The 22,414-nt window shown below is 57.2% G+C and carries 33 protein-coding genes and 4 pseudogenes; 25 read left to right on the top strand and 12 right to left on the bottom strand.

Annotated elements, in window-relative coordinates:
- From AC1RCO_RS01625 to AC1RCO_RS01610, 4 genes are all read left to right on the top strand, one after another.
- Positions 1–762: an ERF family protein gene (locus tag AC1RCO_RS01625; protein WP_492617271.1), complete on the top strand. Its 762-nt coding sequence runs from the start codon at positions 1–3 to the stop codon at positions 760–762.
- Positions 746–1,363, top strand: coding sequence for a lambda exonuclease family protein (locus tag AC1RCO_RS01620; protein WP_492617270.1), 618 nt, complete (start codon positions 746–748; stop codon positions 1,361–1,363). Before AC1RCO_RS01625 ends, AC1RCO_RS01620 begins: the two co-directional genes overlap by 17 nt.
- Entirely contained in the window at positions 1,360–1,878 is a 519-nt protein-coding gene (locus AC1RCO_RS01615; protein ID WP_492617269.1) for a hypothetical protein, read from the top strand. Before AC1RCO_RS01620 ends, AC1RCO_RS01615 begins: the two co-directional genes overlap by 4 nt.
- 81 nt (positions 1,879–1,959) lie before the next feature.
- Entirely contained in the window at positions 1,960–2,322 is a 363-nt protein-coding gene (locus tag AC1RCO_RS01610) for a hypothetical protein (protein WP_492617268.1), read from the top strand.
- Here the strand turns inward: AC1RCO_RS01610 and AC1RCO_RS01605 are convergent.
- The 3 genes from AC1RCO_RS01605 to AC1RCO_RS01595 all read right to left on the bottom strand — a co-directional run bounded on the left by AC1RCO_RS01605 (position 2,319) and on the right by AC1RCO_RS01595 (position 3,897).
- Positions 2,319–2,600 carry a hypothetical protein gene (locus tag AC1RCO_RS01605; protein WP_475264027.1) on the bottom strand — a complete coding sequence of 94 codons (282 nt, stop codon included), beginning with the start codon at positions 2,598–2,600 and terminating at the stop codon, positions 2,319–2,321. The two genes, AC1RCO_RS01610 and AC1RCO_RS01605, sit on opposite strands and share 4 nt — an antisense overlap.
- A gap of 322 nt (positions 2,601–2,922) precedes the next feature.
- A complete protein-coding gene (locus AC1RCO_RS01600; RefSeq protein ID WP_492617267.1) occupies positions 2,923–3,432 on the bottom strand; it encodes a hypothetical protein in 510 nt (169 codons plus the stop codon).
- Between the two features lie 87 nt (positions 3,433–3,519).
- The gene (locus tag AC1RCO_RS01595) at positions 3,520–3,897 is read right to left on the bottom strand and encodes a hypothetical protein (protein ID WP_492617266.1); all 378 of its coding nucleotides are present in this window, start codon (positions 3,895–3,897) and stop codon (positions 3,520–3,522) included.
- Between the two features lie 77 nt (positions 3,898–3,974).
- On the opposite strand from AC1RCO_RS01595, the gene AC1RCO_RS01590 reads away from it, so the two are divergent.
- The 5 genes from AC1RCO_RS01590 to AC1RCO_RS01570 all read left to right on the top strand — a co-directional run bounded on the left by AC1RCO_RS01590 (position 3,975) and on the right by AC1RCO_RS01570 (position 5,709).
- Positions 3,975–4,280 (top strand): hypothetical protein, encoded by a 306-nt coding sequence (locus AC1RCO_RS01590; protein ID WP_492617265.1) that lies wholly within the window; start codon positions 3,975–3,977, stop codon positions 4,278–4,280.
- Entirely contained in the window at positions 4,277–4,636 is a 360-nt protein-coding gene (locus AC1RCO_RS01585) for a hypothetical protein (protein ID WP_492617264.1), read from the top strand. Before AC1RCO_RS01590 ends, AC1RCO_RS01585 begins: the two co-directional genes overlap by 4 nt.
- Complete coding sequence (locus AC1RCO_RS01580; protein ID WP_492617263.1) at positions 4,633–4,836, top strand: hypothetical protein; 204 nt, start codon at positions 4,633–4,635, stop codon at positions 4,834–4,836. The genes AC1RCO_RS01585 and AC1RCO_RS01580 overlap by 4 nt, the downstream gene beginning before the upstream one ends.
- A gap of 114 nt (positions 4,837–4,950) precedes the next feature.
- Positions 4,951–5,238 (top strand): hypothetical protein, encoded by a 288-nt coding sequence (locus AC1RCO_RS01575; protein WP_492617262.1) that lies wholly within the window; start codon positions 4,951–4,953, stop codon positions 5,236–5,238.
- A gap of 72 nt (positions 5,239–5,310) precedes the next feature.
- Entirely contained in the window at positions 5,311–5,709 is a 399-nt protein-coding gene (locus tag AC1RCO_RS01570) for a hypothetical protein (protein ID WP_492617261.1), read from the top strand.
- 176 nt (positions 5,710–5,885) lie between these two features.
- Here the strand turns inward: AC1RCO_RS01570 and AC1RCO_RS01565 are convergent, their stop codons facing one another.
- Positions 5,886–6,680, bottom strand: coding sequence for a hypothetical protein (locus tag AC1RCO_RS01565; RefSeq protein WP_492617260.1), 795 nt, complete (start codon positions 6,678–6,680; stop codon positions 5,886–5,888).
- Positions 6,681–6,950: 270 nt separating this feature from the next.
- On the opposite strand from AC1RCO_RS01565, the gene AC1RCO_RS01560 reads away from it, so the two are divergent.
- Positions 6,951–7,142, top strand: a complete 192-nt coding sequence (locus AC1RCO_RS01560; protein WP_492617259.1) for a hypothetical protein — start codon at positions 6,951–6,953, stop codon at positions 7,140–7,142.
- A gap of 52 nt (positions 7,143–7,194) precedes the next feature.
- On the opposite strand, the gene AC1RCO_RS01555 is transcribed toward AC1RCO_RS01560, so the two are convergent.
- Positions 7,195–7,842, bottom strand: a complete 648-nt coding sequence (locus AC1RCO_RS01555; RefSeq protein WP_492617258.1) for a hypothetical protein — start codon at positions 7,840–7,842, stop codon at positions 7,195–7,197.
- Positions 7,843–7,899: 57 nt separating this feature from the next.
- Between AC1RCO_RS01555 and AC1RCO_RS01550 the strand changes: the two genes are divergently transcribed.
- Complete coding sequence (locus AC1RCO_RS01550) at positions 7,900–8,187, top strand: hypothetical protein (protein ID WP_492617257.1); 288 nt, start codon at positions 7,900–7,902, stop codon at positions 8,185–8,187.
- Positions 8,188–8,340: 153 nt separating this feature from the next.
- On the opposite strand, the gene AC1RCO_RS01545 is transcribed toward AC1RCO_RS01550, so the two are convergent.
- Positions 8,341–8,571, bottom strand: a complete 231-nt coding sequence (locus AC1RCO_RS01545; protein WP_492617256.1) for a hypothetical protein — start codon at positions 8,569–8,571, stop codon at positions 8,341–8,343.
- An 83-nt stretch (positions 8,572–8,654) separates the two neighbouring features.
- Between AC1RCO_RS01545 and AC1RCO_RS01540 the strand changes: the two genes are divergently transcribed.
- A complete protein-coding gene (locus AC1RCO_RS01540) occupies positions 8,655–9,194 on the top strand; it encodes a hypothetical protein (protein ID WP_492617255.1) in 540 nt (179 codons plus the stop codon).
- A complete protein-coding gene (locus tag AC1RCO_RS01535; RefSeq protein WP_492617254.1) occupies positions 9,191–10,021 on the top strand; it encodes a hypothetical protein in 831 nt (276 codons plus the stop codon). Before AC1RCO_RS01540 ends, AC1RCO_RS01535 begins: the two co-directional genes overlap by 4 nt.
- Positions 10,022–10,023: 2 nt before the next feature.
- On the opposite strand, the gene AC1RCO_RS01530 is transcribed toward AC1RCO_RS01535, so the two are convergent.
- Positions 10,024–10,266 (bottom strand): hypothetical protein, encoded by a 243-nt coding sequence (locus AC1RCO_RS01530; RefSeq protein WP_492617253.1) that lies wholly within the window; start codon positions 10,264–10,266, stop codon positions 10,024–10,026.
- Between the two features lie 127 nt (positions 10,267–10,393).
- Between AC1RCO_RS01530 and AC1RCO_RS01525 the strand changes: the two genes are divergently transcribed.
- The 10 genes and pseudogenes from AC1RCO_RS01525 (at position 10,394) to AC1RCO_RS01480 (ending at position 16,578) form a co-directional block, all read left to right on the top strand.
- On the top strand, positions 10,394–11,149 hold the full coding sequence (locus AC1RCO_RS01525) for a hypothetical protein (protein ID WP_492617252.1): 756 nt from the start codon (positions 10,394–10,396) through the stop codon (positions 11,147–11,149).
- 58 nt (positions 11,150–11,207) lie between these two features.
- Positions 11,208–11,399 (top strand): hypothetical protein, encoded by a 192-nt coding sequence (locus tag AC1RCO_RS01520; protein WP_492617251.1) that lies wholly within the window; start codon positions 11,208–11,210, stop codon positions 11,397–11,399.
- A pseudogene (locus AC1RCO_RS01515) lies at positions 11,396–11,773 on the top strand (hypothetical protein). The gene AC1RCO_RS01520 and the pseudogene AC1RCO_RS01515 overlap by 4 nt, the downstream one beginning before the upstream one ends.
- Before the next feature lie 143 nt (positions 11,774–11,916).
- The gene (locus AC1RCO_RS01510) at positions 11,917–12,297 is read left to right on the top strand and encodes a hypothetical protein (protein WP_492617250.1); all 381 of its coding nucleotides are present in this window, start codon (positions 11,917–11,919) and stop codon (positions 12,295–12,297) included.
- A 37-nt stretch (positions 12,298–12,334) separates the two neighbouring features.
- The gene (locus AC1RCO_RS01505; RefSeq protein ID WP_041774360.1) at positions 12,335–12,577 is read left to right on the top strand and encodes a DUF4224 domain-containing protein; all 243 of its coding nucleotides are present in this window, start codon (positions 12,335–12,337) and stop codon (positions 12,575–12,577) included.
- A 1-nt stretch (position 12,578) separates the two neighbouring features.
- Positions 12,579–13,628, top strand: a complete 1,050-nt coding sequence (locus tag AC1RCO_RS01500) for a phage integrase (RefSeq protein WP_492617249.1) — start codon at positions 12,579–12,581, stop codon at positions 13,626–13,628.
- Between the two features lie 398 nt (positions 13,629–14,026).
- Positions 14,027–14,422, top strand: coding sequence for a hypothetical protein (locus AC1RCO_RS01495; protein WP_492617248.1), 396 nt, complete (start codon positions 14,027–14,029; stop codon positions 14,420–14,422).
- Positions 14,423–14,649: 227 nt separating this feature from the next.
- Positions 14,650–15,627, top strand: a complete 978-nt coding sequence (locus AC1RCO_RS01490) for a fimbrial protein (RefSeq protein WP_176707088.1) — start codon at positions 14,650–14,652, stop codon at positions 15,625–15,627.
- 190 nt (positions 15,628–15,817) lie between these two features.
- Positions 15,818–16,069 (top strand): annotated as a pseudogene (locus AC1RCO_RS01485) (SOS response-associated peptidase family protein); the annotation flags it as partial.
- A 245-nt stretch (positions 16,070–16,314) separates the two neighbouring features.
- Positions 16,315–16,578 (top strand): hypothetical protein, encoded by a 264-nt coding sequence (locus AC1RCO_RS01480; protein WP_073698917.1) that lies wholly within the window; start codon positions 16,315–16,317, stop codon positions 16,576–16,578.
- A 94-nt stretch (positions 16,579–16,672) separates the two neighbouring features.
- Here the strand turns inward: AC1RCO_RS01480 and AC1RCO_RS01475 are convergent.
- Together AC1RCO_RS01475 and AC1RCO_RS01470 are read right to left on the bottom strand one after the other, a co-directional pair.
- A pseudogene (locus AC1RCO_RS01475) lies at positions 16,673–16,981 on the bottom strand (lysis system i-spanin subunit Rz); the annotation flags it as partial.
- Positions 16,980–17,488 (bottom strand): annotated as a pseudogene (locus AC1RCO_RS01470) (glycoside hydrolase family 19 protein); the annotation flags it as partial. The pseudogenes AC1RCO_RS01470 and AC1RCO_RS01475, both read right to left, overlap by 2 nt.
- Before the next feature lie 395 nt (positions 17,489–17,883).
- Between AC1RCO_RS01470 and AC1RCO_RS01465 the strand changes: the two are divergent.
- Positions 17,884–18,660 (top strand): hypothetical protein, encoded by a 777-nt coding sequence (locus tag AC1RCO_RS01465; protein ID WP_232643403.1) that lies wholly within the window; start codon positions 17,884–17,886, stop codon positions 18,658–18,660.
- Positions 18,661–18,663: 3 nt separating this feature from the next.
- Here AC1RCO_RS01465 and AC1RCO_RS01460 read toward each other — a convergent pair whose 3' ends face one another.
- Positions 18,664–19,320, bottom strand: a complete 657-nt coding sequence (locus tag AC1RCO_RS01460) for an HD domain-containing protein (RefSeq protein WP_065363288.1) — start codon at positions 19,318–19,320, stop codon at positions 18,664–18,666.
- 544 nt (positions 19,321–19,864) lie between these two features.
- Here AC1RCO_RS01460 and AC1RCO_RS01455 point away from each other — a divergent pair.
- Positions 19,865–20,065, top strand: coding sequence for a hypothetical protein (locus AC1RCO_RS01455; protein ID WP_019094218.1), 201 nt, complete (start codon positions 19,865–19,867; stop codon positions 20,063–20,065).
- Between the two features lie 240 nt (positions 20,066–20,305).
- Here the strand turns inward: AC1RCO_RS01455 and AC1RCO_RS01450 are convergent, their stop codons facing one another.
- Together AC1RCO_RS01450 and AC1RCO_RS01445 are read right to left on the bottom strand one after the other, a co-directional pair.
- Complete coding sequence (locus AC1RCO_RS01450; RefSeq protein WP_011062092.1) at positions 20,306–21,142, bottom strand: bifunctional allantoicase/(S)-ureidoglycine aminohydrolase; 837 nt, start codon at positions 21,140–21,142, stop codon at positions 20,306–20,308.
- A 186-nt stretch (positions 21,143–21,328) separates the two neighbouring features.
- Positions 21,329–22,213, bottom strand: a complete 885-nt coding sequence (locus AC1RCO_RS01445; RefSeq protein WP_011062093.1) for a LysR substrate-binding domain-containing protein — start codon at positions 22,211–22,213, stop codon at positions 21,329–21,331.
- Between the last annotated feature and the right edge of the window lie 201 nt (positions 22,214–22,414).

The following is a 22,414-nucleotide window of genomic DNA, read 5'->3' as shown; positions in this document are numbered from 1 at the left end:
ATGAGCAGCACGATCATTGTGCCGGAGCAGCGCCGCCAGGTGGCCGCGCCCGCCCAGGCCGACAGCAGCATCCTGGCCGTTATCAGCCGGGCCGCCACCGACCCTACCTGCGACATCGACAAGCTGGAGCGCCTCATGGCGATGCATGAGCGCATGCAGGCCCGTGATGCCGAAGCTGAGTTCAACGCCGCCATGGCAGCCATGCAGAGCGACATCCCGAGCATCGCAGAGCGCGGCGCGATCGTCGTGAATGGCCAGAAGCGAAGCGACTACGCCACCTTCGAAGATATCAACGACGTCATCAAGCCGATCATGCAGACACACGGCTTCGCCATCACCTTCAAGGTCGAGAACACGCCCGGCGGGCTCACCGTCACCGGCATCCTGATGCACCGGGCAGGCCACCGCGAAAGCACCACCATGCTCCTGCCGCTCGACACCAGCGGCAGCAAGAACGCCGTCCAGGCGGTTGGGTCGTCTACCAGCTACGGAAAACGCTACGTGATGAGCGCCCTGCTCAATCTCACTACGCGCGGCGAGGACGACGACGGCCATGCGGCAGTGCCAACAGCCAATGTCACCAGCGTTCAAGCAGCTGCCATCAGCGCCCTGCTCGACCGCTGTACCCAGAAGACTCAGGACTGGTTCACGAGCGAATACGGCTCGGTCGAATGTGTGCCAAAAGCTCGCCACGACATCCTATGCGCCCAACTGAACAAGGCTATCAAGGCCGCGGAGGCTGCAAATGCGGATAGTCACTGACATTGAACAAGGCACGCCTGAGTGGCTGGCCCTGCGCCTGGGCATCATCACCTGCTCGGAGCTGGACTGCTTGCTGGTCAGCGGCAAGGGTGAAGCAGGATTTGGCGTGGCCGCCTTCACCTACATGGACCAGCTCATCGGCGAGCGCATCACCGAAGAAGCCGCAGAGATCCCTTTTCAGACCAAAGCAACGCTCCGCGGCCATGAGCTGGAAGGTGTCGCGCGAGGGCTCTATGAGGACCGCGAGAGCCTCAAGACTCGTTCAGTCGGGATCATCTTGAACCACGGCATCGGTTATTCACCTGACGCACTGGTCGGCGATAAGGGCCTCACCGAGATCAAGACCAAGCTACCCAAATTTCAGGTGAGCGTGATCCTGGCCGACGAAGTCCCAAAAGAGCACGTCGCCCAGTGCCAGGGCGGCCTGTGGGTTTCCGAACGCGAGTGGCTGGACTTCATCAGCTACTGGCCGGGAATGCCGCTCTTCGTCAAGCGCGTGTACCGCGACGAAGCCGTGATTCGCAAGCTTGCCGAACGAGTGAAGACCTTTTACGAAATCCTTGATGAGCGTATGAACAAGGTGCTGGGGATAGCAGCATGACCGACAACCACATCCTCATAGGCGCACAGCGCCAGGCAGAACTGGAGGCAGCTAAGGCTGCCTTCTTCATGTCCGGCAACAAGGTCCAGGTGCTGGAGTCTTTCAGGTTCCAGCCTCGCCGGCCACGCAAGGACCTGGGTGGCCAGCATGGCAAACGCGCCACCCGCCCGCAGCCAAAGCGAACCTACGAAGACCAGTTCGCCCAGCGCAAGGCCTACGTCGACACGATCCGAGAGCTCGCCAAGACCATGACCATCGACCAGGCCATGGCCGCCACCGGAAAGTCCGAGTCAGCCATGCGCCGGGCCGCCCATGAAGGCGGCTTCACGTTCAAGAGCAAGGTCGTGGATAGGGAGCGGGATTTGAAGCTCATCGAGCGCCTGGCGGCCCTGCGGGACGCTGGAGTGTCACGTATCGCTGCATGCAGGAAGGTCGGGATCTCTGACACCCTGCTGAATCGCCTGGTGCGCGACTACGACTTCAGCTTCCCGAAGCGCTGGGAGAAGCGCGCTTGAGACGCTTCAGCAACCGCCTGCAACAGCGCAAACGCCAAACCTGGTCGACGATACCGGCCAGCGGCATCGAAGAGGTAGGCCATGGCCAAGACTGGAAAAGAGCGATCAGCGAAAACCGCCGAGAAGCGGATCGAGTTCGACGAGAAGGAGCTGCGGCACAGGCTACGACTGGGCACCCGGCAGAAGCTTGAAGATCTGATGGCCTGGAACGGTATTGAGGAGATCAGTGAGGCAGTTCAGAACCTGATTCTGAATGCTCACGCCCTAGGCCCGACTCTCTCCTACCAAGCAATCGAATATCCGCGCCACAAAATCACGGTTAGCGAAAACGTGGCGCGGATGATTCAAAACGCAGGCCAGCGCCAAGCAGCGAGACTTGATGCTAAAGACGAGCAAGTGTCTAGCAAAACGAGCATTCGAGACGCCAAGTCACGCCCCTGCTAATCGACAATTAGAGTCAGCGTGATTGACCCAGGCAATGCAGGGTCTGATAACTGCTTTTCTACGTGACCACTGTACACCTCAAGCGTGGTATGCATTTCGAACTCCCCTTCAAAGGAAAAGCCGCTATCACAGTAGTAGTTGCCTTTTATCAGGGTCACCCTGAACACATCCGGCGCGATTTGCTCGGCGAATAGCGGCTCTCTAAACACTTTAGAGTCGTATCCTGCCATGCGGGCCCCATAACCAATTGCGATTCGCCTAATTCTGATCTTACGCAACAGTAACTCCTCATAGCGGCCCCCAGCCGTCGCCCCGTAATACTCCAACCCAGCCCAAATGGCCACCATGCTGCGGGGCCAAAGCTACAAGTTACGAGAAAGATCAGATTTGGGCCGGCACAGACCTGCAGGCCGCTTCCCCCCCTAAACGACTGGTGGCATCCGAATGGATCCCCCCCTATCGACACAACGCTCGACTAAGCAGAGGCCGCCAAGATATTCGCGGCCGCCGGCGCCTGGAGCCAGAAGAAAGCTTCTGGACGGACAGAATCTGACATCCGAATGCTCCAAGGCGCGATGACGCGTGTAGATGCGTTATAACTCAAGCGCAGAAATGATCTACGACTTGCGTTACTGATTGGAAGCGGATGGATTGGAACTTCTGTCCTGGTTTTGGCTTTTGTCCACATTCAAAAGCGTAGGACTGAAGCTCTATGTTGCCGACGATCTCTTTAAGTCGAGCGAGCTCGGTTTCACGCTTCTCAAGCTCAGTCCCTGAAATGGTAGCGGGCGGCGAATCTTTGCCCAAGTCAGCTAACACACGAACGTGATTTTCTTTTCCGTTAACGATGAAATCGAAACTGTGGTAACAGCCTATGAACGCCTCCGTCGCAGGCCTCAGCTCTAGATTCAGGTCTTTATAGGAGGCCTTCTTCCCCTTCTGCGTATCGGAGACCGTAAACCCATTGGATGTCACGTATTTTACAAACTCATCCATCGTTTGGTCAGTGATTGACTTCCTAAATCCTTGGTGTTTGGCCGATAAAACTTCCACCTGCTGATCGATCTGCTCATTTACCTCGGCCAGACGCTTTGCTTTCTGTAGCGACATCACAAACTCCGTTTTCTGACCCGGCACACACCGGACACCCGTAATACCCCAACCCAAACCAAATTGCCACCACCGGTCACGGAGGAGCTATTCGACTCTAACCTTCATCGTAGGCACTGCTTCCATCGTGGGCCGACGCAGCTCTGGGTCGTTTGAGTCTAAGCACCGAAACTGAAGCTCGGCATTGGCATAGCGGCCATATCCAGAATCCCGAGACGCATCTTGGACTGGCATCAGTTGCTTGCCTTTACGCTCGCAGAATGCGTTGGCCTCCCGATAGAGCTCAGCTTTTACTGCACCTCCCCCAAAGGTGGTGAAGCTTCCATCCTTCGCGATCATGTAGCTGTCTTGGCCCATCGGGACGACGCCAGGGCCTGAGCAGCCGGCGATAACCAGGGCAGTCATTGGAACCAGCAAATACCGCATTGGCAGTGCTCCTTGCGTGATGCGGAAAAATTTAGCCATCACTCTGCCACACCTCAAATACCACAACCACTGCCGCATCCGGTCTCGGAGGGCGGCGCGCACCCGAGGTAATCGCAATGCCAGCACTTCACAGCATCATCCACAAGATCGACAAGAAGCCGGACGAAAGCCCCGCAGTGTTCCACTACGGCGGCACCGCGCAACAGGTCGCCCAGGGCGCCAGCGGGGAAAAGGTCGGGTTCGGCGCAACACCCCATCATGAGCGCCTGAAGGCCGAGCGTGCACGGCTGGCTCCCGAGGTGCGCAAGCACGCCGAGAGCGGGCTTAACGCAACGCAGATCGGCACAGCACTGTCCATGCGCGTGCAGCGCGTCTTGATGATCGCTACAGAGAACAACATCGTTATCAGGGGAAGGCCGTGAAGGCGGAGAAGACTGGAGCCGCGAAACACTCAGCGGACTACCGAGCCCGCGAGAAGGCGAAGGCCGAGAAACTGGGGATCGAGGACGTCACCATTACGATGCCGGCGGGCATCAGGAAAGCACTCACAGCTGAGCTCAAGCGCCACGGCTACAAGCAGGTTCAGGAACTGTGGCAGGACATGGCTCTTTCTTGGATCGCCCAGGATACAGAGGAGCGGGCGCGGCGGCTTGAACGACCTGCCGCGCCAGCTTTTTACATCTCCCCGAAACTAGCGCGACAGTTCAATGAATCCAGTATGGCCGAACTTACGCGCGAGCCCGGCGATGAGCAGGTTTTCCCGGATCAGGCGGTGTGATCACCGAGGAATCCACCATCTTCAAAGCGAGCTTTGAAGTTCTCCTTGTTGCATCCGGTCATCTTCCCGCAGTGCCTGCACTGCTGCAGATTTCCGAAGAGCATCGCGCTTTCAAAGCCTGCTCGGTCACCGATCCAAATAGCCGAATCAAACCAGTTTCTGCAGTGCTCGCACCGCACCTTGATTTCTGTTGTAGCTGACATTTTTACCCTCCCTGATCCGGCCCCACGCCGGTAACTTCTAATAGCCCATCTAAAACCAAATTGCCACCATGCCGCCCGGCCACGGAGGGCGGCGCATGCATGGAGAAAGCCATGAACGACGAACAACGCCATCAGGAATGGATCGCTAAGCGCAAAGCTGAAGAAGCCAGGCGCCGTGAGCGCGCCGCGGAGTGCCTGAAGGATCACCAGTACACAGTCCTGGCCGATACCGACCAGTTGAAGGCCTGGCGCTGCAAAGCCCCTGGAACCAACTGCTACGCCTTCGACATTCTCATCACGCGCTTCGGCATCGCTACTGTTGGGGACATCGACGGCCTGACATTTAGCGTCGGCCTGTCCTACGGCATCGAGTTCCTCGCTGGTGACGACATCGGCTAATACATCCACTCGAAGCTGGAGCGGAACTGCCAAGAGCGCGAATTCGACGAGGACGCCCTCCGCTCCGCCCTGGTGACTGGCGCATGCAACAGGATATGTGAACACGTCGACGAGGATGAGCACGGCGAGCTGCCAGAGTGGGTACGCAACGATGGCGGCCGTTACGAAGCCGGCCGCTGGAGCGAGCTTCGGGAGCTGGTCGAAGCGAAGCTGAAACCGCTTGAGTTTGGCGAGGACGGGTATGACTTCTGGGATGAACTGAATGATCGTCTGTACGAGGCCGATCACGTCGAATCCATCGAACAGGCGAGCCTGCTCATGAACGAGCACCACGAAGAGCTGGGCCTGGGCTGCGACTACTGGGAAATCAGCATCGACAAACCGCGCGACAACCTGATCAACCGGTTGTACCTGGTCAATCACGCCGCCAAGACGATCCTCGCCCAGCAAGACGCAGCGAAAGCCGCCTGACGCTCCGGCGCTGCCCGCCAGCGCCTTCCCCTATTCAACGATAACGCCTGTCCGGCGAGCGCGGCGCCTGCAATGAATCAATAGCCGAACGCAAGACGGGAGTGCCAAGCACCGGGCGGCCACAAGAAACAAGAGAGCCTTAGATCGAAAAATGTAACACGACATCTGCGGGCCGATTACTTCGCGGCTAGCGATGCCAAATCAAGTTGCCCAAATTTTCCACGACGAGGAGCATTACGGGCGAAATCTGAAAGCCCTTCAAATACTGCGGTTGCACTATAGTCAGAGATCCCGATCACTGGGTTAAACCCTAATAATTGGCACATGCGTTTCATTTTGGAGTTTCCGGCGCCCACCACCATAACGAACCTAAAACCCAAAATAACAAACGAGTGATACCAACTTCCCTCAACCCTATTGCAGGTAGGAAAAGAAAACATACGTCTAGTACTTACATCAGAATTAAGCTCTATATACAAATAAACATTATTAACCTCTGAACCCGAGAGCAAAAAGTTGGCAAACTCCTGTTCATACCGTGCACCCAACCCATTCCCGTATGGGTTTTTCTCTCGCTGCCAATCCCACACACTGGCACGCCAAAAAACACTGAGAGCAAAATACATTAGAGCATCAATATGACCTTTATCTAGAGAATCAGGACTATAAGCCTCTACCATATGATGCTTTGCTACTGGTTGCTTACTACTCAACATTTCAAAAATAGGAAAACCGCTTTGAGTCGCCCAAAGCTGGCCAACGATTCGCTCGCCCTTCTTTGAGAATAAATCCTCGCAAGCACCACACAAAAGCGGTTGCTTTACTTGCTTATCTGTCTGCGCGATAGAGTTTGTATACTGATTGACTGCTACCGACTGCTGCACTCCTGAATCAGTGTCCCAGCGAAGATGAAAATACGCGGCGGCAGGTATCAAATGACTCTTTATTAATTCTTTTTCCAGTTTACACAACCTACATATTGCCATTGCCGCTGCCCTTCCATGAACTCGGTAAATCGACAGATATTACCTTAATTTTTTGGCTAGCCCCTTCGCTTTACCGTTGTCAGGGGTCTTCTTCCGACAGAGAAGGTGGTGACACGCTGAGTCCTAGCGCATGCCAGCTGGCTAATCGAGCTCCCTCGGAGACGCGTCAGCGCTGAAGAGGCAACGAGCTCATAGCCGCACAACAGAAATTCTCTATGGCGCCTCTGCGAGGGTAACGCCTGCCCGGAGTACATCATGAGCGCATTCGCAGTCTTCGGCATGACAGCCGGTGTAGCGCTGGCTGAGGCCAGGAAGATCACCAAGACCACCAAGCCAAGCGGAAAGGCTGGCGCCACCTTGGAACTGACGCTCACAGAGTGGAATGAGGCCTTGGAAAAGCAGATTACGGCAATCTTCAACATAAAAGGCAAATCGGTAGTCAATTAGAAAACTAAGCTACCGAAAATTGAATGGAGTGGCTACGTTGCGACAAGTCAGGCTACTTCCCTAGTTTGGCCTTCTCCCATTCTTGCTTGAGGATATGCTGGCACCACCAAACGACATTTTCAGCTAGCTTCTTCGCTGGGCCGCCAGGCTGGTCGCATTCTTTATGCAACTCCTCAACAGCCTTCATAAACTCTTTCGAATCGACTTCCTCAGGATTTAGAAGAAGTTCAAGTTTTGCCTTCAAACTAACCAGCTCTTTTTTTGCCTGCATGTGCGAAACAGACCAGTCCGCTTGAATCTGATTTGCTATCACTGAGTCATTGATTCTCTGTAACTTCCAAGATTCCTGCGCTGCGTCCCAGTAGATGTTTAGCTGATTTACATTCAGCGCCGCGGCGATGTATTGGGCGCAGGTATCACGCAGTTCATTAATCCAATTCTGCCTGCTCACCTTCAGGGAGCTCTGCTTAGCTATCAGCTCTTGGCTAGAAATATTTTCCCTTTGAATCTTTGCGTTCTCAGCTGCGACCGATTCTTGACTTGAAACAGTTTTATTGAAGTTACGGATTGTCAAATATGTACCAAGCATAAAAATGACAATTGTTGCAAAGAAAGTCCACAAGTTTGACCAGTCAAACCCGGTATCAACGACGACTTTCGGCACCTGCTCAAGATAAACAACTGACGTTTCGTATTTCACTGCTTACTCCAATTATGCAAAGCCATCATCAGGCCATGATACGTCCGAGGTATCCCCATGCCCACAGAAAACAAACCGGCCGATCCGTTCGGCCCCAACGGTCGCACCTTCCATCTCCACCTGTCCGTGCGTGGCGCGTTGCGGGACTTCAACAAGCGTCAGCTCAATGGGATGTTCCGCTTCGAGGGTGGCCGTTCATGCACCTCCAAAGAAGCGAAGGCTCATCTGCTTGAGGCTCTGGCCCAAGGCAAGGAGGTTCTGCCTTTCGGCCCCCCGTGCGCTGGCTTCGACTTTTCCGGGGGCGGCTGTCCCGGCCATGACCTGGTAACGAAGGAGGCTGTATGAGCACGCCACACCTCAGTAGCTTGAAGGATCGCGCCGCCCAAGGCCTCCTCACGCGCGACAACACCGGAGGCTATTTCGTTGTCGAGTGCCGGAGCTGCAGCATCCAATAGTGGTTGGCTTGAATGTCCCTCAACAAAAGGCCAGACCGGGGCGCTACTTGTCGAAGACCTTGCTTGCCTCGTCCCGGATGAATGCGTAGGCCTTCTCCTTGTTAGGCCACAACCCTTGCCGCTTCAGTAGCAGTTCTTCCGTGTCCTCATCGTCAGCAATCCAGGCCCTGGCCTCCTCTACCTCTCCCGTGCCGAGCATCTTGAAATCAAATCTGATCTTGGTCCCGCGATACAGGTACAGGTCGGGTTCACCTTGAAAAATCTCGTACGCCATACAGCCTCCTAATCCGGCCCAATGTCGGGACATCAACCAATAGCCCACTTCAGCAAATCACGCCACCGTGGCGAGGTAACCCCATGCCCACAGAAACCCAACACCTGGAGCAGCGAGTAGCTGCCCTTCAATCCGACCTGAACTCCAAGGACGAGCAGATAGACGCTCTGACCTTCAGCGACAACGACCGCGAGCTGTCCCGGCGTGACTGGTTCGAAGTCGCGCAGGTGGCAGAGAAGCGGGTCGAGGAGCTGCGTGGCGATCTAGCCAGCGCCAATGCCGACAAGGACGCCTACGCGCAGAACGCTATAAACCTGCGCAATCGCCTGGATACCCTCAAGTTCCAGCGCAACGACTACGCCAAGCGCTCTGCGGAGCTGGAGGCGCTGTTGCGTGACGTGGTGGACGGTGAGCACACCACTCCCGGCTGGAATCAACGCATGAAGGTCGCCCTATACGCCAGCGCAGAGCCGAGCGCGCTTGTTGAGCAGGATGGCCTGGAGGGGGTCGAGGACGTGGCGCGGCAGATCTCCGCAAGAGCAAAAGCTCGCGCTGCCCTGGACTGCCCAGACTGCGGGGATACAGGCCTGGAGCCATGCAGCAAGCACGGGTGGAAGCCATGAGTAACGAAATGATCAGCGTGCCGCGTGAGCTGCTGTTTCGAGTGTCTAACCCATTTGCGCCAAACGATCAGGCCAACGCTCGTTCGGAGCTGCGCGCCCTTCTCGCCAAGCCCAATACCGAGATTCCGGCATCGGTTACCGGTGATGACGTCCTGCGCTGGATGGATGAGCACGCAACCGCCCAGCACCAGGGCAATGCAGTAGCGGCCCGGGTATGCGGCTACACACCAGGGCTGGGACAGGTTGAGCTGAAACTGCCGGGCAATCTACCCTCATGGCTGGAGCTTGACGAAGTGGTAACCGTGCTGCAGGGCGACGTCCAGCACCAGGGCGAGCCGATCATCGGCGGCTATGCATTCGTTGGCCTGAGAAAGGACGGCCAGCTGTGCGTGAACGTGCACAACCGCGAAGACATAGCCCAGGCCGAGGCGGACCACTGGAAGGAAAAGGGGTTCGTGACCGCGGTCAAGCCCGTGATAATTCCAGCGGAGTGGCGCCAGGACAAGCCAGCCGCCCAGCATCAGGGCGAGCCGGTGGCGTGCATGCCCGTTGAACGCTGCTACGACGTCCGGGCGAAGATGATCATTGCCTTCAACGAGGCCAAGAAGGCTGGCGGCGACTTGGATGATGCGCTTGATGCGGCATACAAGTCGGCCTTGCGCTATTCGCCTAACCCGATGATGTGCGACGAGCAGCCCACGCCGGTTGCGGTGGTGCTGCCAGAGCGCATGCCTGGCGACGATGGGGTATGCACTGAGTCACATTTCGCGTCCGGCTGGAATACCTGCCTCGATGAAGTAGCGCGCCTCAACCCTCCCCAGCAGTAACACTACGGCAACTGGCTGCTGATCCAGCGCTCAGCTGCAGAGATTGCTTCCTCAAGGGCTGCCCGGTAGTCCACCCATGGCCCGACAAGCTCCGCCGCCATATCGCCAACGCCGGGCAGATTGCTAGGTTGGATCACGCGAACAGCAGCCGGCACTTCATCGTTTGGACGATCCCATTCGAACTTGAGGAATACAACTTGCCCGCGGTACTCATGCACCACTGGCACGTCAAGATCGTGTGGCACAAGCCCTCCAAGGCTGAACGAAGTTGAACAGTTGTTCTACACCTGTTGACCTCATATAGAAATCGAGGCCATAGGCCACCCCTCCCCCACATTCAAGTCAGCCGCTGTAGCGGCCAAGGACGAAGTCATGCCTGAAATAAAAGAACGGCCGATCCTGTTCTCAGCGCCGATGGTGCGCGGCATCCTGGACGGCAGGAAGACGGTCACGCGGCGCCCAGTAAAAGGAGGTCAGATACCAGCCGAAGACGCCGCCAGCAATGACGGCGGGCCACGCTGGAATGCCATTGGCCAACGCCATCCGCGCTATGGGTATTGCGTCTTCGGCGAGACTGAGGCGGAGTGCGCCCGGGAGTTGGCCGAGCGCGGCGTCTGCCCCTACGGGCGGCCTGGTGACCGGCTGTGGGTGCGCGAAACCTGGGGCGTGATCAGCCACACCTGGAATGAACATGGAGAAATGGTTGATTGGATGCCAGACCGGCCAGCCACGGCTATTCGGGAACTGCCCTTTGGGCGCGGCTACTACTCTGGCCATGTGATCTATGCAGCCGACGGGCCCAACGAATGGGCCGGTGATGACGACGGTGGCGGCGAGCCTCGCTCTGCATGGCACCCATCTATTCACATGCCCCGCGCTGCTTGCCGCATCCTGCTGGAGATCACCGACGTGCGCGTCGAGCGGCTGCAGGACATCACGCCGAACCAGGCAATTGCTGAAGGCGTCGATGCTGACATATGCCGCCAGTACCTTGAAACCTCGCCCTCCCGACATGAGTGCAAGGAGGCAGAAATCCACGGATTCGCCGGCCTATGGCAATCCACCGGCGGCGACTGGAACGCCAACCCCTGGGTCTGGGTCGTCGAGTTTCGGAGGGTGCAGCCATGATCCTCCCGTATGCCGCCCTGCTTTTCATGGCTTGGAACATCTACACGGGGCCAAGGCCATGAACAGATTCTTTCGCAGAAAGGCCGAGGCCTGGTTGATCAGGCTGGCTGCATGGATCTTGATCGGCCGCAACATTGCCCTTTGCAAGGTCGTATCCCGCCGCGACAACAACGACATGTGGGGAATGGCTGAGAGCCTGGAAGGGATCGCCGACCGCATAAGCTCCGGCTACAAGGGGCCAAGGTCATGAAAGCGCGCATCGAGAAGAAGCTCAGCAAGCGCCTGGTCGAGCTTGCTCCATCGCAGTTCAACGGCGCATGACTCGATAGAGACGAGCCAAGCGAACTGGCTTACGAGCAGGGCACCCGGGTCAGTCACGTTTGGAGCGTAGGCGGCGGAGTCGACTACTGGGGCGAAGGCTGCGATGCCTACACCACCTGGGAAATCTGGAAGATGAACTGGTGCTGGCATGGGCCGTTCGAAACCTACCCGGAGGGGCATCGGCATCAGCTCTACCCAAACACTGAAGGGTTCAAACCGACTACGCGGAACCTTCTGGCGCTGGCTGCTGAATGCGAGCGCCTAAGCCAGAAAGCCATACAAGAGTCCGCCCGGCCCAGGTAGCAGTCACCTCAGGACAGGAAGGACATAGACCGGGCGAACCCAGAGACAGTGCCACGGCGCAACGCCGGCGGCGATCAGCACGATCTGAAACACCCCACTCAACACTCGGAAAGCCTGCCGGCGATGGCGGGCGAGGAATCCCTATGCCCGAAATCAAATGCGAATACGGCCACACCCAGAGCGTCGGGACAGATGCCTGGATCGCCACCCTAACCCTGGACCAGATGCGCTACGCCCGAGACCAAATTGCCGAGAAGATCAAGGCTGCCGAGACCCAGCCAAAGCGCACCGTGTGGCGGGTAAGCAACGGCGCCCTCTGCCAGGGGAATTACCGCGAGGAGGACTTCGAGAAAGCAGTTGACCACCTGCTGCGGATCTACAAAGGCGAATTCATGAAGGCCGCACCGGACTGGATCAAAAAGCCGTTCGGCTATCTGGTGTTCGAACGCCAGCTGCCGTGCCTGGTCCCGGAGCTGGTTACCCAGTTCGAATACGACACCGAATGGTTCCCCGCCAAGCCCTAACTCAAACTCTGCCGCCACGCGCGGCGTGGAGAACCCTATGGAAACTGAGATCCTTTCGGACGAGGAACTGGCCGATCTGACTGGCTACAAGCTCAGGGGCTGGCAACGTCGCTGGCTCCTTGATCGTGGCTGGACTTTTGTCGAGAGCCGTAGCGGTCGCCCCCTGGTTGGGCGTCAGTACGTTCGCATGAAACTGGGCGCAACTCTGGAAGTGGTACAGCTCGCGCCACCCCCGCCGGCCACCCCTGCGTGGATACCTGATATCTCAAAGGTGAGGTGATATGCGCCCCCGCAAAACGCAAAATCGGAATCTGCCGCCGCGCATGTATGTGCGGCAGCGCACGCGAAAGAACGGAAAGGTATGGGTCAGCTATTACTACCTGGACCCCACAGGAAAAGAGGTCACGCTTGGCAGCGATTTGAGCCTGGCGCGCCTGAAGTGGGCAGAGCTGGAGGCGAAGGACAAGCCGCAGGATCTGTGCCTTATGCGGGCCATCTTCGACCGATACGAGCGAGACATCATCCCGAAGAAGGGAGAGCGAACCCAGAAGGACAACCGCGCCGAGCTGCGCCAGCTCAGGCCCTACTTTGACGATGCCCCCATTGACGCGATCACCCCCTCCCAGATCGCACAATACCGGGACGCGCGCAGCGCAAAGGTTAGGGCAAACAGGGAGATTGCCACCCTCTCTCACGTCTTCAACATGGCGCGGGAATGGGGGCTGACCGCCCGGGAGAATCCGTGCCAAGGGATTCGTAAAAACAAGGAAATACCGCGGGACTTCTATGCAAATGACGCAGTGTGGGATGCGGTCTACAAGAAGGCTGTTCAGGAGCTGAAGGTCGCAATGGATCTTGCGTACTTGAGCGGCCAGCGGCCCGCAGACGTGCTTTTAATGAGGAAGGATGACATCGAGGGATCTGCGCTAGGGGTCGTGCAGAACAAGACCCATAAAAAGCTCAGGATCATCCTGGAGGTAGAGGGGAAAGAGACAGGTCTCGGAGCTCTTGTACAGAGCATTCTCCGGCGAAACGAGAGCCACAGCTCGCCTTATTTCATCCTGACCGAGGAAGGCAGGCGAGTTACCACAACCATGCTACGCAGGCGCTGGGACGACGCCCGAGATGAGGCGGCAAAAGCTGCTGAGGCGGATGGCGACATGATTCTTGCGAGCCGCATCCGTCAGTTTCAGTTTCGCGATATCCGGCCCAAAGCAGCCTCGGAAATCACGAACGTGGAAGATGCAAGTCTGTTGCTGGGTCATACCAAAGGCGACATAACAGAGCGCGTTTACCGTCGCATCGGGGCTCTCGCAAAGCCCACAAAATAGCCTAAAAAGAGTTCCAAAACTGGAAGCTCGGGCCTTGCATATCAAGGCCTGTAGCCGCCCTATTTCAAAGCAGTATTAGGACGCAAAACAGCTTCAAAGGCCCGAATTATCTAGACTTGTAGGTCGGTCTTGAAAACCGCCGACTGTAACAGGTCCTAGAGTTCGAATCTCTACGCCTCCGCCAAATCTCAACGAGAAAGCCCTGATTTTTCAGGGCTTTTTTGTGTCTGGCGTTCAGGCTTGGCGCCATTCCACTTTAAGCGTTCCATAACTTCCCCCTCTGGCGTTCTGCCGCCCCAGCAGCCCCCCCCTCCCCCTACAGTTCCTCGGCGCAAATCGCGCCTCGCTCAAACCTCGACGACTGCATGCACATACAGCATTGGATTCGAGGTAGTACCGTGCACGCCGAAGACACCGACACAGCCGAAGACTGGCTGGGTATCCCCACACCCCCGGAAACCTGCAAGCAGCACATACTGGTGCTGGAAAATGAACCGGCAGCTGCGCGCAGCTCGGGAAACCATTTTCAAACTGGTCAACATGCAAGCGCAGACAGGAAAGGCCGCGACAAGGCTCGGACCAGGCTGCGTGCAAAGGCCGGAGAAGCTGCGGGGCTGTGGAAGAAAGCCAGCAACCTTGAACTGACAGTGCGAAGCAAGGACCGGGCGAATGAGGATCTGCGTCGGCAGATCCCTGTTGGCGCCCGCCCTCGGCAATTACTGGTAAGCCTCTACCGCGGTAACCAGCACTCGCTCGTGCCGGATCCACCAAGGCGCCCTGTGCGCCAAACATGACTCGCCATGAGATCTATACATAGCCGGCCCTCGAACAGAAAAAGCCTCCGCAGATCATTGGCGACGCGCCATAGCTGTAGCCGCAAGAAAATTCAGAAACGCCTTAAACTCAACAGCCAACGCAATTAATAAACTAGGGGGCTTCCAATTCAAAAACAGACCAAAGAAAAATGCTACTTAACTACGGACCCCATACCTGCAGCCGACAATCCCTACGATTAAAATCAATGAAAGGAAAAATTATCGCCACGATATTATTTTTCTACTCCGCTCTTGGCTTCGCGGGGGAATGCACTACAAATAGTGAGACAACTTTTTTAAATATTCCTGATTTTACAATACGACGAGACACACCCATAGGAACAGAAATCGGAGCTTCTTCTACAACCATCGATGCATTTTCTTGCACAAAAGGATTCAGCTATCAAGAGTTTGGCATCAAGGGATATGGCACTGCGGCGCCAAAAATAAATGGGCTGAATGTTTATAAATTAGGATCAAATTCAGCCGGAATAGGATATGCCATATACGCTAACAGCCCTAACACTTGCAACAATTATCTCTTCCCCTTAGACGATGGTGACCACAAGCTTTTTTGCTCTGTAAATGGAACATTTTCAGCGAAGCCAATACAAGGCTTTATAAAATTAGTATTTTACAAAATCGGGAACATCACTCCCGGCAGAAAAACCGAGCAAAAAGTAGCTTCCCTAATATTGCGTAACAACAAAAAAGATTGGCATCGCCCAGAGTCATACTTACACACAACACCATTCACGGTGATAACGCATGGTTGTACACTTAATACCGCCAACATCAAAGTTCCACTTGGCAACGTCGAAACCAAAGAACTAAGCAGCTCAGGTATTACTGCTGCGGAGAAACCCTTTTCGATTCCCCTGAGCTGCGACACCGGGACAAAAGTCAAACTAACCCTCGACGCAGGCCCCGCCGGCGTTTATGACAATACCAATGGATTACTCAATCTTACCAACCCTGCTTCAGCAGATACCGCCCAAGGTGTGAAGATTCAAATACTATCAAATAATGTGCCTGTGACATTTGGGAAGTCTTTAGATGTCGGCGTGCAAACCATCGAAGGAACCTTCGACATTCCCCTTCAGGCTCGTTATTACAGGAGTGTGGAGAAGCTCAAGGCGGGTGAGGCTAACGCCACTACCACTTACACCATTACTTATGAATAGTCTTCCGGGGTCTAAAAAATATAAGCCTCTTCACTCCATGGAGAAACAACGGCCCCCACCCCTTCTCTGCTTTCAAAGCTCTACGAACACCAACTGGTCCTCGAAGCCCCCATCATCGAGTTGTCGAACTGAGTGGAGCTGCGAGGCAGTTGCTGATGCGGCTGAGAACGTACGCAGTACCTTGGACACAATAGTCTACATTCGCGACCGCCGGCCGGTAGTCCTGGCCCCGGACCAGCTTCGGGAATGGCTCGACCCTGCAACGCCCAACGAGCGCGCCGAGCAGATGGCCTTGAACCAGCGCGAGGCTGCCGAGGCCTTCGAGTGGTTCAAGATCGGCACTGCCGTCGGTAACCTCAACAATCACGGCCCTGAACTGATCGAGCCCTTGACGATGCCATCGCAGGCCCGCTCACAGATCACTCCCCTGCTCCGGCTTTGATCTGCATCTGCCACCAGGCTTGATGGATAACTCACTACCTTCTTCGGATATCAGAAGAGACGTGAACCTCCCTTGCGAGCCGTAAAAAATTTGCTGCTTTCAACAATGCAGCTACGCTTGCGAGTGGTTGCCTATTCCGATTAAAAGCCCTAAAGGCGGTGCATACGGCCATACTGCCCTCAATTGCTTAGGGAGAGAGTCGGGCAACTAAAATCTACAACCATCAGTCTAAAAGGAATATAGACATGAGCATTAACGTCAAAAACAATTCATCAAATAAAATTGAAGTTGCCATTAACCAATGGGGCGATAACGGCAAAACTGGTTACTTTGCTCTCAGCGTAGACGGATCAGATACCTGGGATAGAAGCGATAGCCGGGGATTTGTACTCTCATTGAGAAAAGGAGGCACTGAAAAGCCATATTATGTACAGTCTGATAGTTCAATTGTGGTTGGAAATACAGACGTGAAAGACAACGGTCGCGTTCTTACCCCACTAAGTAATTAATTGAAAAATATCATTCAAGGTGCCTGCCAGGCACCTTGTTTTTTAAAGCTAAAGCAGATCAATAGTTAACAAACGACGCTATCGTTGATGATTCTCAGACGTACGCCTGACACGCCCGCAAAGCGATCAATCCTTGGTCACCCTCTCCGGCAATGGCGACAATTCGTTGAGCAGCCGCTGGGTCAAGTTCGGCTCTCGCTGCTCCATGAACCAGGCCGCCGGCGCCGGTGGCAGCTGGCAACCCACCGCCACCACCCGTGGCGGTGCTGGCGAGTAGGACTGACAACCGCAGCTCAGTAGTAGCAAGCTTGTCACGCAGGCGAACCTGATTCGATTGAGCATCGCGCAATTCCTTGTAGTGGGTTTCGTCATTCGCTTGCAGCCGATCCTCCAGAGCACAGCGAGCACCACCAGGCCGCAGACTGAGCGGCCTGCTCTGGTTGCTCGAGCAATTCGGGCTGGGCTTCAAGCGGCAGGCCCAGCCTTTCGCCGGCGGCGCGGTAGTTCGATCTGCCGGTGAGCTGGCCCAGGCCACGGCCACGGCCACGGGAGCGATAGCCGTCGCCCGTGGCCTCCAGGCCGTTGCCCATGCGCCCACCATAGACAGCATTGCCGAAGCGCTCCGGCTTACCGCCCAGTTCATCCGCCCGCGGCACCAACGAACGCCACCGGCTGGCTACAGCGCAGACCTGACCGATCTGGCGGATGCGGTCGGCGCGATAGTTGAGGTTTTCCACCAGGGTGCGCACCTGACCGGACTCATGGCCGACCTGGGCCAGGAACACCGCCTGACGCGCCAGCCTGTCGATCTTCCAGCGGGCCATGGCGCGGTTGAGCGCAGGAACAAAAACGCCCGCAACGGGCGGGCGCTGGGGAGGACCTGCAGCGATTGCTGCTCTGTGAGTGGCATTGTGTTTTCTCCAGGCAATAAAAAACCGCTCAGGGCGGGCGCATTCGAACGCTTCAGTTACAGCTGTGGATTGAACGGGTACTGCTGTAACCCGCCTCCGGCGTTCTGCCGACCCAGCCCCCCCTACAGTTCGTCGGCGCAAGTCGCGCCGTGCTCAAGCTTCGAATACTGTATATATATACAGCAACCAACTCGGGTCAGCACCGCACACACTGGAGGCACCGCAACAGCCGATTGTCTGCTTCCCCTCACGCCCCTGGAGCGCGGCAGGAACTCCATACGTATCAAGCGAGACACCACGGCTTTTCAGGAAAAGTGGCGATATGGCGGCGGTCATATGCCTCGGGCCATTTCGGCCCGCACTCAAGCACGCACTTCACTTAAGGATGAGCAGCATGAACGATGATTTGAAGCAGTCAGGCTCTACTACGACCTCGCAGACCACCACATCGCTGGAGCAGGTGAAAACCGGAAGGGTCTTGGATTTCACCTGGGCACCTAACGCCAACACCACGACCACCACCGTATCAGCGGACTTTGTCGACTACCGAGTCGATACAGCCCAAGGCAGCCCTACCGGGGACAGCCACTCCATAGCACGCTTTACCTATGTCCAGGGCAAAGGCGGCGGCCAGATCAGCCAGCTGTTTCTCGAGGAGATGCGTGCCGGTGTACGAGCCAACACCCAGATCGGGCTGATGGTCGGACGCAAATGGGTCATGGACCCCAACGGCGAAGTCTCGGGCAGCATCGGCACCTATGTGGTCGAACAATTCGATGACATGCGCGCCAGTGTCAATTATGTCGGCTCCTTCGCCCGCGTCTTCGCCGACCCCAGGATGGTCAGCTACCACGCTGGGGGCCATGTGCACCCCAATGTCTCAATCACCGGCAGCAGGCCCCTGACCATGGCGGATTCAGGTAAGTCGATCCTGGTCATTAGCGACACCGACGTCACGCTCACGATAGGTGACGATGTGACTGAAGGGTTCAAGGCCACTCTGATCCAGGCTGCGGCCGGCAAGATCAACATCGCGGTATCGAGCAGCCACATGATCTACAGCAACGCAGGGGGCCGCACGCGCACGCTCAATCCCCTGGATGAGCTGGAAGTCAGCACCTTCCCATTCGGCCCGGTGTTCCTGGCCTTCCGCGTCAGACCTACGGCCTGACGATTAATCGGGGGCTCCGATCTCCTCCATGAATCCGTCCAGGAAATCCTTCAGGCGCGCATGCCTGACTGCCGCCAACCGCGCCCCTTCGACCGTCTGAAATCCCGAGGCAAGGGAGAGTAGCTTGGTGTGGAAGTGCTCAATGGTAAAACGCTTGTCTTGATAGGGCCTGCCGATGGCGGTGGGGTTTGTGATGTCGTACAGCGCAGAGCCCATTCGCCCAGCGATGTAGAAACAACGGGCGACTCCGATCATGCCGATGGCGTCCAGGCGGTCGCTGTCCTGAAGGATCCTGGCTTCCAGGGTGAGGGGTTCGACGCCCGCGGAGAAGCTATGAGCCTGGACCGCGTGGGCAACAAGCTCAATACGCGGGGCAGGCCAGCCCATGCGCTGCAGAATAGACGCTGCTTTACTGGCCGAAAGAGTGGATGCCTGCGACCGCAATGGCGAGTTTTTCTCGACGGCCACGCAATCGTGCAAGAGGGTTGCGGCAAGCAACGCTTCCAGGTCCCCACCTTCCTTGTCCTGCAGGCGCCGAACATTCATCCAGACCCGATGAATATGAGAAAGATCGTGAGAGCCGTCCGTGCTGTCCTCAGGCAGGAAAGCGAGCAAGTCGGACGCCAGGCTCTGGTAAGGAAAAAACGGCTCTTCAAGCATTTCGTGGCTCCATGGAAGTACTGATCCTGCAGCGTCGGCGAAACGACTCGAGCAGATATCTCGGCGCTATAGAGAATCGGCGGCTAAGCAGAGAAGTACTTGAGCCAATAAGCATCCCGGCATTCATTGGTGAAGCTGATGTGAGCAGGGCGGATGATTTTGTCGAGAGGTTGGCGAACCCCCTCATGGCAGATCCAGCCTTCGACGCAGGCTGCATCGCTGGGAAACCGCCCTGCTCTGCTAGCCGCTTGATGAGTGCCCTGTCATCGTCGGCGGTGACGGTGTCCCCCTGATCGAGCCGGCTTTCCTGACTCGCGTTGTCAAGTAGCGCGGTGCGAGGCGATGCAACTCCCAGGCTTGCACTGACGTAGCTGGCAAGGTGGTCTGAATGAACCATGGACTCTGTCCGCAGGTGGATTGGGACGACTGACAAGCACGCTGACGACGCGCTGGGACTTTACCGATAAGGCGAGCCAATCGACAACCCCGGCCAATGCCACACGCTGTATCCGTTACTCACCTGTAGCAGGAACCTTTTTCCGGAATGGCAATCAGTGCTGCACGCTTTCCGATCAATCATTCAGTGGGCACCGGCATGATCTTGAGAAAAACGGCTCTATACATGGCCTTGGTAATGGCAGGCGTCCTTATCGGCTACAGCATCAAGCCCAGCAATGGGCTCCAGGTAACCGCAGGGCAACTTATAAGCTGCGGCAAGACCACCATTCCAACCATCGAGATGTGATGCCGGCGCACCTGTGCGCCCTCCTCCCTCGCAGCAGATTCCAGCAGGCCCTCAACGACCTTGGACCTGGGCACCGCGCAAAAGAGCAAGACATTGCCAGGGGCGATTGCCTGCGCCCATTCTGGGCTGAACTCCAGGCTCTACCCCTCAGACAAAAGAAAACCGGCGAATGATCGCCGGTTCCTGTCACTCGCCGTTCAGCAGTGCGGAGGCCAGAACGGCCCCTGCACTGCCGTCGGATCAATGCGCTGCGTTGAGGGTCAGGCGCATCTGGCGGTTCACATCCTTGTACAGCAGGTAGCGGAAACGACCCGGGCCGCCGGAGTAGCAGGCCTGTGGGCAGAAGGCGCGCAGCCACATGAAGTCACCGGCCTCGACCTCGACCCAATCCTGGTTCAGGCGATACACCGCCTTGCCTTCCAGGACGTACAGGCCGTGCTCCATGACGTGGGTCTCGGCGAACGGAATCACGCCGCCCGGCTCGAAGTTGACGATGTTGACGTGCATGTCATGGCGCATGTCGCTCATGTCGACAAAACGCGTGGTGCTCCAGCGGCCTTCGGTATCGGGCATGACCCGCGGCTCGATGTCCTGCTCGTTGGTGACGAAAGCGTCCGGGTATGGCACGCCATCGACTTTCTGGTAGTGCTTGCGGATCCAGTGGAAACGCGCCTCGGTGCCGCTGGTGTTGCGCAGCTTCCAGTCGGCAGCCGGTGGGATAAAGGCATAGCCGCCGGGCTTGAGGACGTGCACCTGGCCTTGCAGGGTCAGGTTGACCTCGCCTTCGACGACGAACAGTACCGCTTCGGCGTTGGGGTCCTGCTCGGGCTTGTCGCTACCGCCATTGGCGCCGACTTCAACGATGTACTGGGAAAAGGTTTCGGCGAAACCCGACAGCGGACGAGCGATGACCCACATGCGCATGTTGTCCCAGTGCGGCAGGTGGCTGGTGACGATGTCGCGCATCACGCCCTTGGGGATCACGGCGTAGGCTTCGGTGAACATTGCGCGGTCGGTGAGCAGTTCGGTCTGTGCCGGGTGCCCGCCGTGAGGCGCGTAATAGGTGGTTTTGGACATGGAGACTCTCCTCATTGTTGTTTTGCTGCCCCGCGCGGCAACGCTGCCAGGGTGAACAAACCTGCGGGTCGACGCGCCAGGGAAGCGGCGCGGACCGCTGCTGGCCACCACGATATCCAGCGTTACGCACATGCACAAATTAAATACTGGAATCCGCCATATTCATTTATCGAATGCCGCGCGACTTCAGCCCTGAGTGTCCTGGGCCAGCACCCGCGACAAGACTCGCGCCAGTTCCTTGACCATGGGATCTGCCGCCGGGCGGTGCAGCAACGCCACCTCGAACACGTCCACCGAGGGTAGCCCGGTGCTTTTGGACAGGACCTGGTGGCCAGCCGTGACCGCACGCAATGGCAGCAGGCCTATGCCCATGCCATCGGCAATGGCCGACTGCAGGCCGCTGAGGCTGGAGCTGGTGAAGCTGATATGCCAGCGCCGGCCCACCGCCTCCAGGGCATTGATCATGGCATCGCGGTACACCCCGCGCGGCGGGAAGGTCACGATAGGCAGCGGGTCGAGATCGATGCAGGGGTTTTTCGCGCTATCCACCCATCGGGTCTTCTCCGGCCAGCAGGCCAGTGCCTCGCGGCTGTTGCGCAGTTGCTTGAGCACCACCAGGTCCAGTTCGCCACGGTCATAACTGGCGTTGAGGTCGCGACTCATGCCGCTGGTGACCTCCAGCTTGACCTGGGGATAGCGCCGGTTGAACGCAGCCAGTTGCTCGGTGGTGCGGCCGGCAGCGAAGTCGTCCGGCACGCCGATACGCACCGTCAGCACCACTGTGGCCCCGGACAGCGCCTCGAACATTTCATCGTTCAGTGCCAGCAGGCGCCGGGCATATCCCAGCAGGGTCTCGCCGGCATCGGTGGGCAACACATCGCGATTGCCGCGCTCAAGCAGGCGCTGCCCGACCATCTCCTCCAGGCGGCGGATCTTCTGGCTGATGGTGGATTGGGTGGAATGCAGGCGGGTGGCGGCCGTGGTGAAACTGCCGCAGTCGGCCACCGTGACAATGGCCCGCAGCAAGTCGAGGTCGAACAGGCGGCTATTGGGTTTCTCAATGTCGCTCATGCTGGTATCTGTTTTCTGAATGCGTTGCGCCTTTCTACCGGGTCTGGCCCGAGGACACAATTGCCCCCGCGGCGCTGAGCAGCCCCGTGCCAAGGCGGCATCCTGCAAGCACGGCAGATATTTTTTCCGGGCCCGCCTGATTGGCAATGTGTATCGACATGTAACGGCGTAGGATGAGTCTCCGGTTCGCTCTATCCCTGA

The organism is Pseudomonas sp. GW823-FHT03E05 (assembly GCF_058796855.1).
This window is presented reverse-complemented; position numbering and strand designations above follow the sequence as displayed.